Origin of the sequence: Ruegeria atlantica (assembly GCF_947495585.1) — a bacterium.
GTDB classification, from domain to species: Bacteria; Pseudomonadota; Alphaproteobacteria; order Rhodobacterales; family Rhodobacteraceae; genus Ruegeria; species Ruegeria atlantica_G.
The window spans coordinates 16141-32261 of sequence record NZ_CANLZK010000009.1 but is presented as its reverse complement, the minus strand read 5'-3'; the positions used below and the strand labels follow the sequence as shown (position 1 = coordinate 32261).

14 protein-coding genes and 1 pseudogene are annotated in these 16121 nt (G+C 54.7%); 6 read left to right on the top strand and 9 right to left on the bottom strand.

The window, feature by feature from the left end; all coding sequences use genetic code 11:
* Positions 1-11: 11 nt before the first annotated feature.
* From QMP16_RS15280 to QMP16_RS15245, 8 genes and pseudogenes are all read right to left on the bottom strand, one after another.
* Positions 12-1961, bottom strand: a complete 1950-nt coding sequence (locus QMP16_RS15280) for a hypothetical protein (protein WP_282153077.1) — start codon at positions 1959-1961, stop codon at positions 12-14.
* Positions 1962-2078: 117 nt separating this feature from the next.
* A pseudogene (locus QMP16_RS15275) lies at positions 2079-2427 on the bottom strand (transposase); the annotation flags it as partial.
* Positions 2428-2541: 114 nt separating this feature from the next.
* Positions 2542-3162, bottom strand: coding sequence for a chloramphenicol acetyltransferase (locus tag QMP16_RS15270; protein ID WP_282153076.1), 621 nt, complete (start codon positions 3160-3162; stop codon positions 2542-2544).
* Between the two features lie 24 nt (positions 3163-3186).
* Positions 3187-4554, bottom strand: a complete 1368-nt coding sequence (phnE, locus tag QMP16_RS15265; RefSeq protein ID WP_282153075.1) for a phosphonate ABC transporter, permease protein PhnE — start codon at positions 4552-4554, stop codon at positions 3187-3189.
* On the bottom strand, positions 4551-5432 hold the full coding sequence (gene phnE / locus QMP16_RS15260; RefSeq protein ID WP_282153074.1) for a phosphonate ABC transporter, permease protein PhnE: 882 nt from the start codon (positions 5430-5432) through the stop codon (positions 4551-4553). Before phnE (QMP16_RS15260) ends, phnE (QMP16_RS15265) begins: the two co-directional genes overlap by 4 nt.
* 68 nt (positions 5433-5500) lie before the next feature.
* Positions 5501-6403 carry a phosphonate ABC transporter substrate-binding protein gene (gene phnD / locus QMP16_RS15255; protein ID WP_282153073.1) on the bottom strand — a complete coding sequence of 301 codons (903 nt, stop codon included), beginning with the start codon at positions 6401-6403 and terminating at the stop codon, positions 5501-5503.
* 65 nt (positions 6404-6468) lie between these two features.
* A complete protein-coding gene (gene phnC / locus QMP16_RS15250) occupies positions 6469-7290 on the bottom strand; it encodes a phosphonate ABC transporter ATP-binding protein (protein ID WP_282153072.1) in 822 nt (273 codons plus the stop codon).
* A gap of 1072 nt (positions 7291-8362) precedes the next feature.
* Positions 8363-8980, bottom strand: coding sequence for a helix-turn-helix domain-containing protein (locus QMP16_RS15245; protein ID WP_282153071.1), 618 nt, complete (start codon positions 8978-8980; stop codon positions 8363-8365).
* Positions 8981-9082: 102 nt separating this feature from the next.
* On the opposite strand from QMP16_RS15245, the gene QMP16_RS15240 reads away from it, so the two are divergent.
* The 6 genes from QMP16_RS15240 to QMP16_RS15215 all read left to right on the top strand — a co-directional run bounded on the left by QMP16_RS15240 (position 9083) and on the right by QMP16_RS15215 (position 14221).
* Positions 9083-10273 carry an LLM class flavin-dependent oxidoreductase gene (locus QMP16_RS15240; RefSeq protein WP_282153070.1) on the top strand — a complete coding sequence of 397 codons (1191 nt, stop codon included), beginning with the start codon at positions 9083-9085 and terminating at the stop codon, positions 10271-10273.
* Positions 10266-10943 (top strand): glutathione S-transferase family protein, encoded by a 678-nt coding sequence (locus QMP16_RS15235; RefSeq protein WP_282153069.1) that lies wholly within the window; start codon positions 10266-10268, stop codon positions 10941-10943. The genes QMP16_RS15240 and QMP16_RS15235 overlap by 8 nt, the downstream gene beginning before the upstream one ends.
* Positions 10943-11419, top strand: a complete 477-nt coding sequence (locus QMP16_RS15230; RefSeq protein ID WP_282153068.1) for a flavin reductase family protein — start codon at positions 10943-10945, stop codon at positions 11417-11419. The genes QMP16_RS15235 and QMP16_RS15230 overlap by 1 nt, the downstream gene beginning before the upstream one ends.
* 1 nt (position 11420) lies before the next feature.
* Entirely contained in the window at positions 11421-12317 is an 897-nt protein-coding gene (locus tag QMP16_RS15225) for an alpha/beta hydrolase (RefSeq protein ID WP_282153067.1), read from the top strand.
* Complete coding sequence (locus tag QMP16_RS15220) at positions 12314-12688, top strand: nuclear transport factor 2 family protein (protein WP_282153066.1); 375 nt, start codon at positions 12314-12316, stop codon at positions 12686-12688. Before QMP16_RS15225 ends, QMP16_RS15220 begins: the two co-directional genes overlap by 4 nt.
* Before the next feature lie 798 nt (positions 12689-13486).
* A complete protein-coding gene (locus QMP16_RS15215; RefSeq protein ID WP_348774604.1) occupies positions 13487-14221 on the top strand; it encodes an HAD family hydrolase in 735 nt (244 codons plus the stop codon).
* Positions 14222-14467: 246 nt separating this feature from the next.
* On the opposite strand, the gene QMP16_RS15210 is transcribed toward QMP16_RS15215, so the two are convergent.
* Positions 14468-15652, bottom strand: coding sequence for an aminotransferase class I/II-fold pyridoxal phosphate-dependent enzyme (locus QMP16_RS15210; protein ID WP_282153064.1), 1185 nt, complete (start codon positions 15650-15652; stop codon positions 14468-14470).
* Positions 15653-16121 lie beyond the last annotated feature (469 nt).

Here is a 16121-nt window from a genome sequence, read left to right as displayed (position 1 = left end):
CGCCCCAAACCCTAATCGACGCCAACCTCGATTGCCTTTTCAGCGATCGCCGCGTCTTTTGCCGCCGAAGCTTCAGCCGTGTCTTTGATCAGCTGCTTCATGCCGACCACACAGTTAGGCGGAACCCAGACACTGGTTTTCAGCGGCGCACCGGGATCGCCTATCAGCCAATTATCTGCGTTTACTGGAAAGGCGCAATCCGCTGCATCAAACGAGAGTGTTTGCTGCGGTGCTGTGGCGGCTGCAATGACCGCTTCAACTTCCTTGACGCTCGTCAACAAAATCGAATGATGACCGATACGTTGGCCCCAATCTGAAATATCTGCATTACTCAAACAGCCGGGGGCCAGTGAACTCAGCGCGCAGCGCCCCTTCGCAGTTTCCTCAATCATCATGGAAGCATAGATTGGAAGCGCTCCACTTGCCCCGGCAGTGCCTGTTAAACTGGTATTGTCACAGGCAAGCTCGACTTCCGGGAAAAATTCTTCGATGAGCGGACCTCCGTGGTCTCGTTCAGCTGGGTTCGCCTCGCTCCGGATAGGTTCTCCATAAACAACACTGTAAACAGATTCACGGGCCGTTTTATATGCGTTTGCATCATCTGTGCTGAAATCGTCGACCAACAGGCACGTCCGGACAGGCATTGATACCTGATAGGCATAGGGTGAGCGGTACAAGGCCGTGTTCGTCTCACACAGTTCTTCGGCAGTGATACAGGTCCGAGCTGCCAGTTCCAGCCGGTCAAGTCCGATGAGAATCTCATCTTGCATATCCTTCAGTTCTGCTTGGACCTTGGCGTTGGTCGCCGGTAAAAACGCGGCTGTGCAGGGCGATGAGGCACAAATCTGATACGGCACAACATAGGCTTCGGGCGTATCCAGCGCATCTTGCAGATCGGTGAACAACGCACGGTAACTGCCCCAAAGCGCCGCCAGTTCTTCATACTCCACCTCTGAGCCGGATAGGCTATCTTCACGCGGCCAGTTTGAAAGCACTTCATAGGGCGTGACGGCAATCCTGAAAATCTTTTCCGCCTTTGCGGCTTGCCCAGCAAGGTCTTCTGCTGCTTCGACAATCGCTGTTGGCGTTGTTGGCAGTTTTTCCGGCTGGCCGCCGGATTGAAAGAATTGAACTTCTCGCGAGGCCTGCTCGTTGTTTGTAGAGCTTGATCCGCCCATCGCTGCGCTCACCTTCGTGCCCCAACCTCCTCCGCTGACCGCGGAAGACATTGCCGTGCGCGAGGCCTGGCTTGAGGTCTTTATCTCGACCACGATTGAGAGTTTCGCGCCACCATAGGTGGCGGAAATATAACCTGTACCGCAGACATCTTTGAATAACTCCAGATCCCGCTCTGCCAGGCGCGTGGCCATCGGGGTCAGTTGAACGGCTTGCCCAGCACCTGCGCTGGGTGGAAGCGCCACCCAAGGGGCATTCAACACCTCTGCCTCGATCAGATAGGTCAAAGAGGTGCCATTGATCTTCGTCTCGGCGCTGAATTTCATCTCGCCTTCAACATCATAGCCAACCGATTTGACGGAGGCCTCAGCGCTCATATCCATGGCGGCCTGCAACTCGTATTGGTCATTGACCTCGCTAAAGTCCAAAGCGGAGGTTTGACCTTTGAATGGCTTGTCACGCGTAAATTGCACGCAATGGGTCGGGATGGCCTCCCCGTGGAACTCGTTCCACCCCCAACCCAATCCAAGACCGGTTTCCGGCGCAAGAATAATTTCTGTCGGATCAGGTGCCTCATAATCCCGCATGCGCTGTAACGCCACCGGATTGATGCTCGCCCGTTCGGGTCGTTTTTTTTGTGCGTCAATCAACCGCTTGGTTGCATCATTTGCGGTAATTTTCGGGGGAGCTTCGGGCTCGTCTTGTTGAAAATACGGAACAGCCAATGTGACTGCCCCCGCGATGCAAGCACTTATGAAAAGAACACCAATGAACCTCTTATCCATAAGAATCCTCAAACAATGTTTGTAAAAAATGAACTCACATAAAATCCTCATATCACGCCCGGCAGAGAATAGGGGAGATTTCAATTATTTTGAATAATTAAGAGGCTAGAATCACTCGATCAGGCGACCGCGCTCCCTTTTTTGGCGGCCATGCTGGTCGCCGTTCGATGTGCCTTCAGGTAGGTCGCGTCGATCATCTCGGTCTTCTGTTCACCGTGCTCAGCAGCCAGACCAGCCATCATCCCTGCGAAGACGCCTTTCTGACTACAGCGCTTCCAGCGACTGTAGAGCGTTTGTGCGGGCCATAGGCTGCAGGGGCATCGCGCCACCTTAACCCATTGCGGTTGATGAAGATAATGCCGCTCAAAACCCGCTTGCCATCAACCCGAGGCTTACCGTGCGATTTCGGAAAGAAGGGCTTAAGACGCGCCGTCTACGCGCCTGTCAGCCAGAAAAGATCGCTCATTTCACCGCTCCGTTTTCGGAGCCGTGAATCACGCGGCGCGGCGGAAATCAATGCATCCTGTCCCTAGTGCCGCACTCTCCGAGAAGATGAACGCGAGCAATTTTGAAATGCCGTTCAATCCGTCCCGTACTTTTCAAGGAAAGCCTCGGCGCTCAGCGCACGAAAGTCCGGCAGGGCGGCGCGTAGACTGTCATTGTCCCAATCCCACCATGCCAAATCCATCATCCGCTCGGCCACGCCAACCGGATACCGGGTACGGATCGGTTTGGCGGTCACGCCGCCTACAATTGTATAGGGCGCTACATCCTTAGTGACGACAGACCCCGAGGCAACCACCGCGCCGTGCCCGATGGTCACTTCAGGTTTGATAATTGCCGCATGCCCAATCCAGGTATCATGGCCGATCCGGGCGAAGCGACTGGCGCGATGATTGAACCAATCCGCGTCATCCTCGGCATCATCCCAGAAATCTGCCGAGCGATACAGGAAGTGATGCAATGACGCCTTCTCCATCGGATGATCTGTCGCACCGATCCGAGTGAAACTGGCGATATTGGCGAACTTCCCGATCTCGGCATTCGCAATATCACAGGTCCGGTCGCAATACGAATAGTCACTGAAAGCAGAGTTCACAACGCGGCTTCCCGCACCAATTTCGACAAATTCGCCGAAGGAACTACCCGAGATTTGGCAATCAGGATGGATAAACGGTTGGTCGGAACGCAGTCGTGCCATGGTTTTGTGGTCCTTGGTCATGAGTCACGGCAAAAAGAACGACTTTGCCTTTGTGTCCCTGGCTTTGCGTATCTTGCCTGTCTCTCCCTGGATAAGCCGTCGGCGCAGCCAGCCCGAGAACCAGTCCATCAGCATCACCATCAGGATGACTAGAACGATGTAATAGGCGACCTCTTCCCAATCCTTCTGGGTGATGATTGCTTGCGTCAGCAACAGACCGATGCCACCGCCGGTGATCGCACCGATGACCGTGGCACTGCGGGTGTTGGATTCAAGGAAGTAGAGCAACTGACTTAGCAGCACCGGCGTCACCTGTGGGATCACACCATAACGATAGCGTTGCGGTGCATTCGCCCCTGTGGATTGCAAACCTTCGATCTGCTTTTGGTCGACGTTTTCCAACGCTTCCGAGAAGATCTTTCCGAACGTGCCGGTATCGGTCACCAGAATGGCCAGTGCTCCCGTCAGCGGACCGGGTCCAAAAGCGCGGGCCAGGACAACCGTCCAGATCAGCGCGTCCACGCCGCGCACAAAGTCGAACACACGTCGTGTCAGAAACCGAACAGACTTGAGCGGGTTGAAATTGCGCGTCGCGAGAAACGCCAAAGGCAATGCGATCATACCCGCGCCTAACGTGCCGAGAAATGCCATCAGGATGGTTTCAAAAATGGCCCAGGCAACATCCTGATGCCGCCACATCTTGTTGGTCCAGAAATCGTTAGAGATCGCTCCGGCCTCGCCTTGCGCAGCCAGACCGGCCAATTCCGGGAACGACTTACCATAGTAAGGGCTATCAAGCGTGAACCAGAACAGCTCCCACCCATTGAAATAGCGGAAGACCTCGGACCGGTTGCGTGTCACGGTCAGACGCCCCGCATCCGTTGTAATCGCCATGCGGTTTTTTGAGACTTTGATCCAATCCGGCACCTCGCCTGCGGGCAGTTCAGCCTGAACACCAGCAGAGCGGGTCGGTGTCGCGCGGACGATGCCATAGCCGGGGATATCGTATTCCACTGTCTCGGGGCCAAAGCGGACGATGTGGCCGTCTTCCAGATCAATGACCGTAGTTTCGCCTAAACTCACCCAGTGCGGAGCCTCACCGTCGGGATAGCGGCCCTTGCGTTCCCCTTCGATGGCGGTTGAAACCTCGCCGGTGCGATTGTCACGCGAAACATGCGTTTTGTAGCTGTAGCTGTCTGCAATCAGCGTTTTTCCGTTCTCCCAGTTCGCACGCTCGGCCATTCCAGACACGTCGAAGGCAAAGAACACGTAAATCAGATAGACAAAAACAAGCGCGGGCAATCCAAAGTTGGTCAGCCGTTTTCGGTTGAACAGACGGTCAGCTTCGGCTTTCAACTCGTTGATGGTTAGGTCAGTGGCGAAGGTGCTCATGCCAGCGCTCCTTTCTGGGAACCATGAGTAAGGCGCGCGCGCAGCAGACCCGATATCTGATCGACAACAACAATCGTGACGAACAGCAGAAGGAAAATGGCTGCAGCTTCGTCATAACGCCCCTGCCCCCAGGACATCGCGTTGCGCAGCTCGTATCCCAGCCCGCCCGCACCAACAAAACCCAGAATGGCCGAGGCGCGAATGTTGATTTCGAACCGCAGCAGCGCATAGCTGACATAGTTCGGTCCAACCTGCGGGATCACGCCCAAATACATCCGCTGAGACCAGTTTGCGCCGACCGAATGAAGCCCCTCGACCGGTTTCAGCGAGGCATTTTCGTTCACTTCCGAGAACAGCTTGCCCAGCGCACCCGCCGTATGAATGGCAATAGCAATCATTGCGGGCACCGGACCACCGCCCAGCACAAAGATCAAAACCAAAGCGATAACGATTTCAGGCACAGCGCGAAAGATATCAGCGATGCGACGAAACAGCGGGATAAGCGAGGGCCACAATGCCATGCCACGCGTGGACATCAGCGCCAGAAACGTCCCGGCGATGGCCCCTATCAGCGTCGAAGCCGCAGCGATATTGAGTGTCTCGACTAGAGCCGGGAAAAACTTCACAAGGTTCTCCGGCATCGCGCCGATCTTTTCCCATGCTTCCGACAGAACCTCAGTCGGGTAGTCGAGGATACGGTGCCAGCCGTCGACAAAGCTGCCGGCATTGCGGTCGTCGGCAGTGCGGAAACCCGCGGCCATCATCGCTACGAATACGATTAGAAGGATACCACCATAGACCCGCTTGCGTCGTGTCATCTCGGAATAGTCGGCCCGGATCTGGTCGACGCTGGGGGACCCTACGGTCATGTCTGTCATGGAGTGCTCCTGAGTGGCAAAAAAGAGGTCCGGTTTGCCACCGGACCCCGATCATTGGAGGTGCAGGATTAGTTGGACTTCAGCTTGCGCGCTTCGATGATGATTTCGTAGGCGTCGTGGGTGATCGGCATAAGGCCTTTGGATTCACCGCCCAGAACGTTGTACATGCAGTCCGCATCAATCGAATTCATCGAGGCCAGCATACCGGTCATCTTGATTTTGACATCCTCGGGCAGTTCGGTTCGCAGAACAAACGGGCCTTCGGGGATCGGAGCGGATTTCCAGATTTCGACCAGATCGTTCATGTCGACCAGACCGGCATCCACAGCGCGTCGCAGCGCACCAGACTGATAACCGTCTTCCCAGTCCCCAAGGCCGTCGGCCCATGTCACGCCACCGTCGACGTCACCGTTGTTTACGGCCACAATAGTCTGCTCATGACCACCGGTGAATTTGACTTCACCAAAATAGTCACCCGAGGTCATGGTTGCACCGGTGGCCTGCGGAATTTCGATTGACGGGATAAGGAAGCCCGAAGTCGAATTGGGGTCGCCAAAGCCGAAGGTCTTGTCCTTCATGTCTTCCAACGAGGCAATGCCACTGTCCTTGCGGGCAAATCCGATCGAATAGTAGCCATAGCTGCCATCGGTGTTGACCTTGACCAGAACAGGCTCAACCGCTTCGGGATCACTCAGGTAGGTTTTGGCGTAGCCGGATGCACCCAGCCAAGCCATGTCGATGGTGCCGCCAAGCAGCCCTTGAATGACACCGTTGTAATCGGCGGGTGCGAACAGCTTGGTCTCCACACCCAGCAGGTCCTCAGTCTGCTCGCGCAAGCATTCCTGCTTGCTCAGACGGTCCTGTGCGTTTTCTCCGCCCAGAATACCAATGCGGAATTCGGAAATCTCTTGCGCCATGGCTGGCGCGGCAATCGCAGTTGTGGCCACCAGGGCGGCAATCAGTTTTTTCATCTGTCTCTCTCCGGTTTGATGCGCCGGCCTTTCATCGGCCGGTCGATGAAAGGGGTGAATTGGGCCTAGATGGTCGCCTCGGCTTCCATCAACGCTTTTGAGGTCGCGTCGAGTGTTTCAATCTGGGTCGAAGTTGCCTCTTCCGAGAAGCTGGCGTCGGCGCCGTAAATTTCGCGGGCCACGCCAGTTGTCAGTTGCTCGGGCAACCCGTCGAAAACGATACGTCCATCGCGCATACCGACGACGCGGTCACAATAGCGGCGGGCGGTATCCAGCGTGTGCAGGTTGGCGATGACAGAGCGGCCATCCTCTTCGTGGATTCGGCGCAAGGACTGCATCACCGCCTGAGCATTCATAGGATCCAGCGAGGCAATGGGCTCATCCGCCAGAATGATCCGCGGGTCCTGCATCAGCGCCCGTGCGATGGCGACGCGCTGTTGCTGACCGCCCGACAGGGCCTCGGCGCGTTTGGGTGCATGCTCGGCAATGCCAAGACGATCCAAAATGTCGATGGCGCGGTGGATCTCTTCCATCGGAAACAGGTTGAACATGGTTGCCAGCGTGGAGTGGCGGTTCAGCGTTCCGTTCAAAACATTCGAGACCACATCCATACGTGGTACCAGATTGAACTGCTGAAAGATCATCGCGCATTCCGCTTGCCAAGCGCGCTTCTCGCGGCCTTTCAACTGCGTCACGTCGCGGCCTTCGACCAGGATCCGACCCTCGCTGGAATCGGTCAGGCGATTGATCATCCGCAGCAGAGTAGATTTGCCCGCGCCGGACCGCCCAATGATGCCGATCACACAGGGCTTGTCCACATCCAGCGTCACAGTATCCACGGCAATATTGTCGCCAAATCGCTTGGTCAGTTTTTCGATACGCAGCACAGGCCACCTCCACTTCATGTTGGCGGTCAGCTACAGGCGGTGTTCGACGACTATGTGTCAGTGTGGCGAAAGTTTTGTAACGAAGCTCGGTTGCTTGTCATGAGATCTGTCGCAATTTTTTGAACATTTTTAAGTGGTGGAAGCGCCTGTCTAGCGAACGGCAGTATCCAAACGAATGCTGGCCTATGATTTCTTCCGAAGGTAAACAGAATCTGAATGACGTGTTCCTGTTCTCAGTGTTCTTCTGTGTCCGCTGCGGTGTGTTCTGTCGGGGCCGGGAAGAACTCATGGCCAAGCGCGGTATTTCGGTGGGTCACACCTCTTTTGCACTGCTCCTGCGGCAAACGCCGGCAATCCGCCTATTCTGTAGAAAAACAACGTGTTCTGGCGCGAAGAGTTACGACGCAGCCCGCACCGACGCACTTGTTTTGGGGCCAGCGGGATTTGAACAAGCCAAACGCCCCTGGCCATCAGGGGTAAGACGCTGCCTTCCCCCTCGGGCAACCCTATTAGACAACAACGTATCCTCGGCTGCGCCTTCGGCGTCTGATCTCCAAATCTGCCCTGATATTCCCAAATGGAAGTCAGGATCAGTGAAGTCGGTCTAGGTACCGGCGGAAGGAAGTGACGCCAAAATGGCAAGGTTCTGTCGCTGGTGGCAGAACTATGCGTTGCCTTACACAGGAAATGTGGCACTTCACTGACCTTTGACTCAATCGACAGCCAAAACCTGAATAAATCAGTGAATCGCGTCACTCAATTCTGACCCAAACGTCAAGCATTTCTGACCCAATACGAAAAGCTGCCCTTCATCGAACTAGCGGCGAAGGTGTCGAAGGAGCCCTGAGCTGCACTTTCCGAGAGCGGACAAAACCGACTTTCTTGTCAATAAAACAAACAACGGGTCTCGACGTAAATCTATCATACCAGATCCGAAGGTTGGACAGTACAGCAGTTATTTTGTTGCTTTGTAGAAAAAGCAACACGGTCAAAATGAAGTCGCAAGTTGCGGGTCGTTTTCAGTGCACCACACACAAAAGCAATTATTGCATCAGCAATAGCAGGCCAACACTCACCACGTAATGCGTATCGGCGACATTGCCCAGACCATTGTCGCTTCTTTCTCTGTCTTGTTGCGAAATCGGTGAGCGATCATTGATGGATAGGAAAAGCTATCCCCTTCGCGCAATGAAATGACCTCGTCCCTGAGACGTAACTCAACTTCACCGCTTAGCACGATGGCGTGTTGCTCACCTTCAAATGAATAACCTTCCAGCGGCTCGGGCGGCTCTCCTGCACCTGGGCGGAACCTTGATAGGATCAAATAACAATGGCCGGACAATGTGCTTGAAAGCAATTCGTCCTCAAAGCCCAATTCATCTGTTGAGCGCGTGTACATCGCGGACAGTGCCCTACGGTTCTCGCGGCGCACGACGTGCTTTCGCTCCAGCGGTCCGTCGCCCTCCTGTTTGGGAAAGAACCAATTGGGGTCAACCGCAAGCGCATCGCTGATTTCGCCAAGCAGGTCTTCTGATACCTTGGCCGTCCCAAGCTCAATCCTGCTGAGATAGGCTTTGGAACACGAAACCGACTCGGACAGGAGTTGTAGCGTCAGTCCACGCGCCTTGCGGACTTCGCGAATTTCACTGCCGAGCCTTTGTGCATCGGTTTGAGACACGTCTTTGTTCATGTCTTTGACATAAATGATTGTGGTTGACTTTTGGAGTACAAATCAACTTAGTTGAAATACGGGAAAAAAATCAACTGATTTTCTACCGGCTGGGAGGATGCTATGCGCTTTGATTTGATTGCCAATTTTAGTCCCGGTGAGACGATTCCCTGGAAACGCACGCTGGAGGTGATCCTCGAACAGTGTTCGCTGGCTGAGCAGGCGGGTTTCACAACTGCGTGGTTCACCGAGCATCACTTTGCCCATAACGGGTATATGAATGCGCCGCCCAACCCGATTCAAATGGGGACCCACGTGGCCGCGCATTGCAAGAAACTCCGAGTCGGAACAGCCCCCATCATCCTGCCCGATTGGCACCCGCTGCGTGTCGCCGAAGATGCCGCGATGCTTGATAACATGTCGTTGGGCCGATTTGATTTCGGCGTTGCCAAGGGTATCAACGAACGCTCGACCATCCAGTTCAACAAGGATGCAGACCGGCGCGACAATGCCAAGGTTATGCGGCTGCATCAAGAGAGCCTTGAGATCATCCTGAAAGCCTGGACCAACGAGGCCTTCACCCATCACGGTGAATTCTATCAGTTCCCGGTCCCCGGCTGGAAAGAGAGCAACCGGTTCTTTGACCCTTTGGACCCGCGTTATCACGATGAAGATGGCGAATACAAAGCGATGTATGTGCATCCGCGCCCCTATTCCAATCCTCATCCGCCGGTCTGGCTGATGTCGAACGCACCGCCCACGTTCAAATTGGCGGGGGAGCGCGGTTGGGGTGTGATCTCAATGGCAGCTGGCCCCAAGGCGACGCTGGCCTGTTGGGAACCCTATCGCCAAGCCTTGTCGCAACGCGAAAGGCGCGAGGTGAAGCTTGGCGAGCGTGTCGGTGTCTGCACGGCGTTTTATGTCGGTGAAAGCATGGAAGAAGCAGTGAACACGATCCGTGGTCCGATCAATGCCTACTACGAATTCCTTGGCGGGTCGCGCCCCAAGGGGGAATGGACCAAGCACGGCTATCTGGACGTGGGCGAAGAGATGACACCCGAGGATGAAAATATGGACTGGTTCGATTTCCTCAACAAACGCGGGATCATCGTGGTGGGCGACGCTGAATATGTTTCGGATCGGTTTGCAGAACGGCAGGAAACCATCGGCCTCGATCACCTCATGCTGATGCAGCAATATACCGGTGTGCCGTACGAAATGATCCTCGCCAGCTGGCATCGTCTGTTCGAGCATGTTGTTCCGAAATTCGGCACACAATCCATCGCCCAGAAAAGGATGCTGGAACATGCTTGAGGTATGGGGGCGTCCCTATTCGTCGAACGTCATTCCGGTGATCTGGACGGCGAATGAGCTGGGGCTGGACTACACGCTGCAACTGGCCGGGGGCAGCTTTGGCAAGCTCGACACTGAAATGTACGCGATGATCAATCCGAACAAGATGATCCCGGCGATCCGCGACGGAGACTTTGCGTTGTGGGAAAGTCTCGCCATCGTGCGCTATCTCTGTGACCGCTACGGCGAAGGAACGCTGAGCCCTTCCGACATTCAGACCCGTGCGATAGCGGATCAATGGATGGAGTGGTCGGCCAGCCGCGCCTTTGGGCCCGTGATCTACCTGTTCTTTGCAACCGTGCGCACTCACCCTGATCAGCGCGACCCGGAAAAGATCGCCATGCTGCGCGACGAAGCGCATCACGCCCTGACCATTCTGGATCAGCATCTCGCGGACAGAGCCTATGTCTGCGGCGACAACTTTACCATGGCGGATATTCCTTTGGGGTGTGTTGCCTATCGGTATTTCAACGTCGAAGTCGCCCGCCCGCCCTTGCCGAATGTCGAGGCCTGGTATCAGCGGCTGGTGGAACGTCCCGCATATCAGGATCACGTTATGCGCCATTTCGGGACCAATCCCAACGAATGGGCTGCGTTAGAAAAAGCTTGTGCCAGCGAAGGGGTGCTCTGATGGACGTCCGGGACTATCGCCGCGCACTTGGCACCTTTCCGACGGGTGTTGCCATCGTAGCCGCCTATGACGAGGACGGAGAACCGTGGGGCCTGACCGCCAATTCATTCACTTCGGTCTCATTGCAGCCGCCGGTGATCTCGGTCTGTGTCGCAAAATCAGGCAGGGTTTTCCCGACGTTGTCGAATTCGGATCATTTCGCGGTCAACATCCTGTCGGCCGAGCAGAAAGACCTTGCGATGCACTTCGCCAGTGATGTCGAAAACCGGTTTACCGACACTAAATGGATACCTGGAACCGTGACGCCCTTGATCCTCAGTGCCTCGACGCAATTGGAATGTACGGTCCACGGCAGGGTCGACGCAGACGATCATGAAATCCTGTTGGGTTGCGTCATCAACTACACCCACGTGGGTGTTCCCCCACTTGTCTTTTGCCAAGGTGCGTTCTTCTCCGCGCCTCAACTAGAGGTTTAGTATGGGCGATCACCTGACCTATCACACCCGCTTCAGCCCCGATAAGTTCGACGCGCAATACAATCTGCGGGCAGGACGACCGGACTATGAAGTCACTGTCATCCCGAGCTGGAGCAGCGACAGCGAGGCTGCACGCGCCTCAACCGATTGCAGCCTCGATATCCGTTATGGAGAAGGCAAGAAACAAAAACTGGATGTCTTCCGCTGCCTAGACGCGAAAGCACCAACGCTCGTTTATGTACACGGCGGTTATTGGCAGCGCGGCGACAAGTCAATCTACAGCTTCATTGCCCCGCCCTTTGTCGCGGCGGGGTTTAACGTTGTTGTCATTGGCTATGATCTTTGCCCATCCGTGACAATCACGCAAATTTCCGAAGAAGCCCGCGAAGCAATTGACTATATTTGGCGCAACGCGCGCGATTTGGGCGTCAATCCAGACCGTATCACTGTGATGGGCCACTCGGCTGGCGGCCATATCACCCAGATGATGATGGCGACCAATTGGCCTGCTTTCAGAGCGGATCTTCCAGCAGACCTGATCAAATCCGGCATCCCGGTTTCACCGCTCAGCTACCTCGAACCGGTGCGTCTGACAGAAGCACTCAATGCCGGCATCCGGATGACCCCGGAAGAGTCCGAGGCCGAAAGCCCAATGACCAACCATCCCCCGGTTACAAATGCACCGCAGCTGGTTGTTGTTGGTGGCGCGGAAACGGATGAATTCCACCGTCAAGCGCGCATGTATGTCGAAAAATACGAGACCCAAGACCGCCAAATGGACCTCTATGTTGTGCCCGACGTTGATCATTTTGACGAGTTGAACACGCTTGTTGACCGGGCAAGCCCCTTCTTCAAACACACATGCAATATGCTTCAAGGAAAAGGACCGCACACATGACCGCTTTGACCCGAGATCTTGTCGACTCTGTCGGAGATGCCTTCAACGCCAACGACATCGACGCCGTGATGAAGCACTTCGCTGAGGATGCTACGTTTGATCACGCCGTTGGCCCCGACGAGCATGGCGTCCGGCTTGAAGGTGCCAATACGATCCGCGGCGCTTTCTCCGGGTTGTTCGAAAAAGTCGATAACGTCCATTGGGACACGCTGGACTGCGCCATCTCCGGCAATAAAGCCTATTGCGAATACCGCCGAACCGCGACGCATAAGGATGGCACGAAAGAAGAGTTCCTGAGCGTCGACATCCTGACCTACCGCGACGGGCTGATTGTCCATAAGGACACGTACTACAAGCAACGGACAAATTGATCGGCTGCCGTAGGCCCGCACCGCACTTGTTGGCAAAGTCAGAGACGTAACAGATGAGGAAACGGCAAACGTTCTGGAAGCTGCTTTGGGCGACTCCATGACCGGTCGAAAATTGAATTCTATATTGTCGTCGCTCCGTGCAGCGACGGGACGTTCATGACACCGTATTCAGCCGCATTACACTGCGTTACGAAAGCCACAACTTGAAAGGCATAGCCTACAACGTAGCGTTGTGGTTCATTCCGACGCCAACGGCTCAAACCTTATTGGTAAAGCCCTCACACCCAGATGCCAACTCTTGTAGTTTGTCGGTTGAAGGCCGCCCGGCAAAAGCCCCAGAAGAAGCAAATCCCCGGAACTACACTGGTAGAAACTAGTATTTTCGCCGTGCGAAGGGTAGATCATATCAAGTTCAATTGCAGATTATGAACTATTCCCAGTCAGTTCAGATATTTGGGTCTGTAGTTCTTGGGTGGCGTAATCTTTAGAGTAAGGCAGGTGGCTCTCAATGATTTCGGCAATGTTAACTTCTTCACTTTGCCAGCGAAGTGTACCCTGAAGAGGTTCCAATTGGGTAACGTTGCAAAGCCCCGTTTTCAGAGTTTCGTCTGTACTCTTGTTTCAACTGAAAACCCCAATTCCATTGAGACCGGGAAAAGACAATTAATGTAAAGTCGTACGGTAGCGTTTCGATGGTCACGTTCCCCAAATAAAGCCCAGTCTTGTGAAGGAGCGGAACTGCCCTCATTCTGTACAAGATGTGAGCATTCCCTCAAAGCGTTTGAGACAGGCGAGTGGTTGGCCTCGGAGTGGCCAACTGAAGGCGCGCTCATAAACGCGCGATTACTGCTATTTTTTTGTTCTTTGCATGGAAAAAACTTTCACGGTTTCCATGGATTCGTCAGGTTTACTGGCATAGGGCCTTTTCGACAAAGGCGTTCTGGGCGTGCATCAAAAAGGCCTTTGCCGCAAGACGACGAACTGTTCCGGCGGCTAGTCGGCACGAACCGTGCACTAGGACGTCGACTTTTGAACGAAGGGCTAGCGGGACGCGTCAATCTGGCAGAATTTGATGCCGTCTGGGACGCTGAAACCGCGCAACGGCTGGCGGATTGCATCCCCGTCAAACCGGGTGCGCGCGCGATGGCAGAACACCTGCGCGAGCGAGAAACACCTTACTTCATCGCCACCAGCACCCAGACGAAAAAGGCGCATCTGCATCTCGAGCGAGCGGGTTTCGGCGCGCTTTTTCGCGACGTAGTAGGCAACCATCAGGTCGCTGCCAGCAAGCCCGCGCCAGATATCTACCTACATGCCACGGCACGTCTGGGTCACGATCCGTCAAACTGCGCTGCATTCGAGGATTCGCCCAATGGTGTCCGCGCGGCCCACGCGGCAGCCCTCATTACAGCGCAGGTCCCCGATATCGTTCCCCGACGCCGAACTACGTACACTCGGGCATTACATCGCCAGCAATATCGTCGCCGGGGCCCAAGCGGTTGGTCTGATGGTAGTTCCGGAATAGAAGGCTGACCATCGCGCAACTGCAGTGAAAGCGCAGTTTGTTGCGCATCTCGTAACCCGCAAAGCTTGGATTTGAATGTCCGCTTCAGGCTGCGACCTAACGAATACACCCGCTGCACTTAGTTGGTACGGAATTGACGGCTCAGGGCTCGTCGCGGACATTCGAAGTCACCGCTAAAGAACGCTTGGTTTCGGATATGCGCAACAAAGCTGTCACACAATCGAGATGCCCTTAACTCGATCTGACGCCAGCTTTCATTTTAGCATTTGGTTTGCAGTCGCCTGAAATGCAGGCATTGCGTCTTCTATCATTTCGTCAGTAGCGGTAAGGCAAATGCGAAAATCCGTTGGGCGGTCGAAAACTGTTCCTGGCATCACATAAACGCCTTGCTTTTGAAGACATTCAGCAAAGGCATCGCTGTCACCGCCCGGGGCTCTCCCCCATAGATAAAAGGTGCCTTCTGGCCTTGTCATCCTGTATCCCCACTGACCCAAAGCACCAAGCATTCGTTCGCGTCGGCGAGCGAGGGCGGCAATGTCGATTGAGACGTTTTCAAGGTCCGGCAGCGCATAGATCAATGGAGCATCCGGGACATTCCAACCATCCGCCATCTGCACGGCAAACCGCAGAGTCTGAAGCTCTTTTCGTTCCGCTGCAGGCAAGGTTGGAGAGATCGCAAGGTAACCAAGGCGCAGGCCGGGCGCGAGGAGAATTTTCCCGTAAGAATAGTCGATCAATGTGTGCGGATAGACGGCTGCCGGTGTGGTAAAGCCAATGCCGTCGAACCGAATGCGGCGGTAGGGTTCGTCAGACAAAATCCAAATTCGATGACCGATCTCAGCTGACTTAGCCTCGAGCAGGTCGGCAAGCTGTTGCAGATCAGAACGCGAGTATATGCGACCCGTCGGGTTGTGCGGCGTATTAACAACCACGATTTTGGTACGCGGGGTTATGGCGCTTGCAATAGCCTCAAGGTCAATGTCAAAATTGTCTGGATCCAGAGGCACCTGAACCTCTTTGGCATCGGCTGCGGCTAGCATTGGCCCATAGCAGAACCAGCCCGGCAGCGGCACGATGCATTCGTCTCCGGGCTCAAGAAGCATGGTGAAACACATCTTGATGGCCCCGAAAGCGCCTTTGGTCAGCGCGATGTCTTCCGCCTCGAACGGAAGTCCCAACTCCTCAGATAGGGCGTCAGCCAGAAACGCGCACGGATCCGCTTCGTTGGTTTTATACGCGAACCAATCCACACTCTGAGGTTCGGCGTGTGTCTTCAGCGCATCGACGACACGGGGCAGGGGCATTTCGTGCGGATTGCCAAATGTAAAATCTGCGACAGCAGGCGTTTCCTTCACCGCAGCATTGTAGGATGTAAAGAAGGCTTCGACTTTCTGGATGGAATGCGCAGCAGTGTTTGCACGGCGGGCCGTCATGGACATTGAACTCTCCCTACTAAGATGTCGGCATTGCGAGCACAGAAGGAATACTGTTGTGTCGAACAACATATAGATAACTGATCCACAATATTTTGCAGCCTTTTTCGCTATTTGACTTGTGCGACTTCGAATCCAATGTCGTGAAACTATTTCCATATTTGTCTCGGAACCGGCATCCCTATCAGTGAACGGCAACGTTTATTGGAGGGCAATATTGGCATCACCGCTTCGGCAAACTTGACCTGCGTAACTCTATCTTTTTGAAAATAGCCAGGGGAACTTTGATAGGTTGAAGGGTGCATTCACCAATTCCAATTTAACCTAAGGTTCAATTATGAAACTCCCTTCTGATGGTCGTCCTCTTACAAATACTGCCGGCGCAAGCGCAGGTCTTAGCTCAAAGAGGGCGTCAAAGGCCAGCAATGAGATCCAAACCTGACGAATGCCGACACAACGATCAAATAGCTCCGAA

Bases quoted from the DNA above. Each gene is read 5' to 3' on its own strand.
- QMP16_RS15280 (WP_282153077.1), bottom strand. From the start codon at position 1,961: ATGGATAAGAGGTTCATTGGTGTTCTTTTCATAAGTGCTTGCATCGCG.
- QMP16_RS15270 (WP_282153076.1), bottom strand. From the start codon at position 3,162: ATGGCACGACTGCGTTCCGACCAACCGTTTATCCATCCTGATTGCCAA.
- phnE (WP_282153075.1), bottom strand. From the start codon at position 4,554: ATGAGCACCTTCGCCACTGACCTAACCATCAACGAGTTGAAAGCCGAA.
- phnE (WP_282153074.1), bottom strand. From the start codon at position 5,432: ATGACAGACATGACCGTAGGGTCCCCCAGCGTCGACCAGATCCGGGCC.
- phnD (WP_282153073.1), bottom strand. From the start codon at position 6,403: ATGAAAAAACTGATTGCCGCCCTGGTGGCCACAACTGCGATTGCCGCG.
- QMP16_RS15245 (WP_282153071.1), bottom strand. From the start codon at position 8,980: ATGAACAAAGACGTGTCTCAAACCGATGCACAAAGGCTCGGCAGTGAA.
- QMP16_RS15240 (WP_282153070.1), top strand. From the start codon at position 9,083: ATGCGCTTTGATTTGATTGCCAATTTTAGTCCCGGTGAGACGATTCCC.
- QMP16_RS15235 (WP_282153069.1), top strand. From the start codon at position 10,266: ATGCTTGAGGTATGGGGGCGTCCCTATTCGTCGAACGTCATTCCGGTG.
- QMP16_RS15230 (WP_282153068.1), top strand. From the start codon at position 10,943: ATGGACGTCCGGGACTATCGCCGCGCACTTGGCACCTTTCCGACGGGT.
- QMP16_RS15225 (WP_282153067.1), top strand. From the start codon at position 11,421: ATGGGCGATCACCTGACCTATCACACCCGCTTCAGCCCCGATAAGTTC.
- QMP16_RS15220 (WP_282153066.1), top strand. From the start codon at position 12,314: ATGACCGCTTTGACCCGAGATCTTGTCGACTCTGTCGGAGATGCCTTC.
- QMP16_RS15210 (WP_282153064.1), bottom strand. From the start codon at position 15,652: ATGTCCATGACGGCCCGCCGTGCAAACACTGCTGCGCATTCCATCCAG.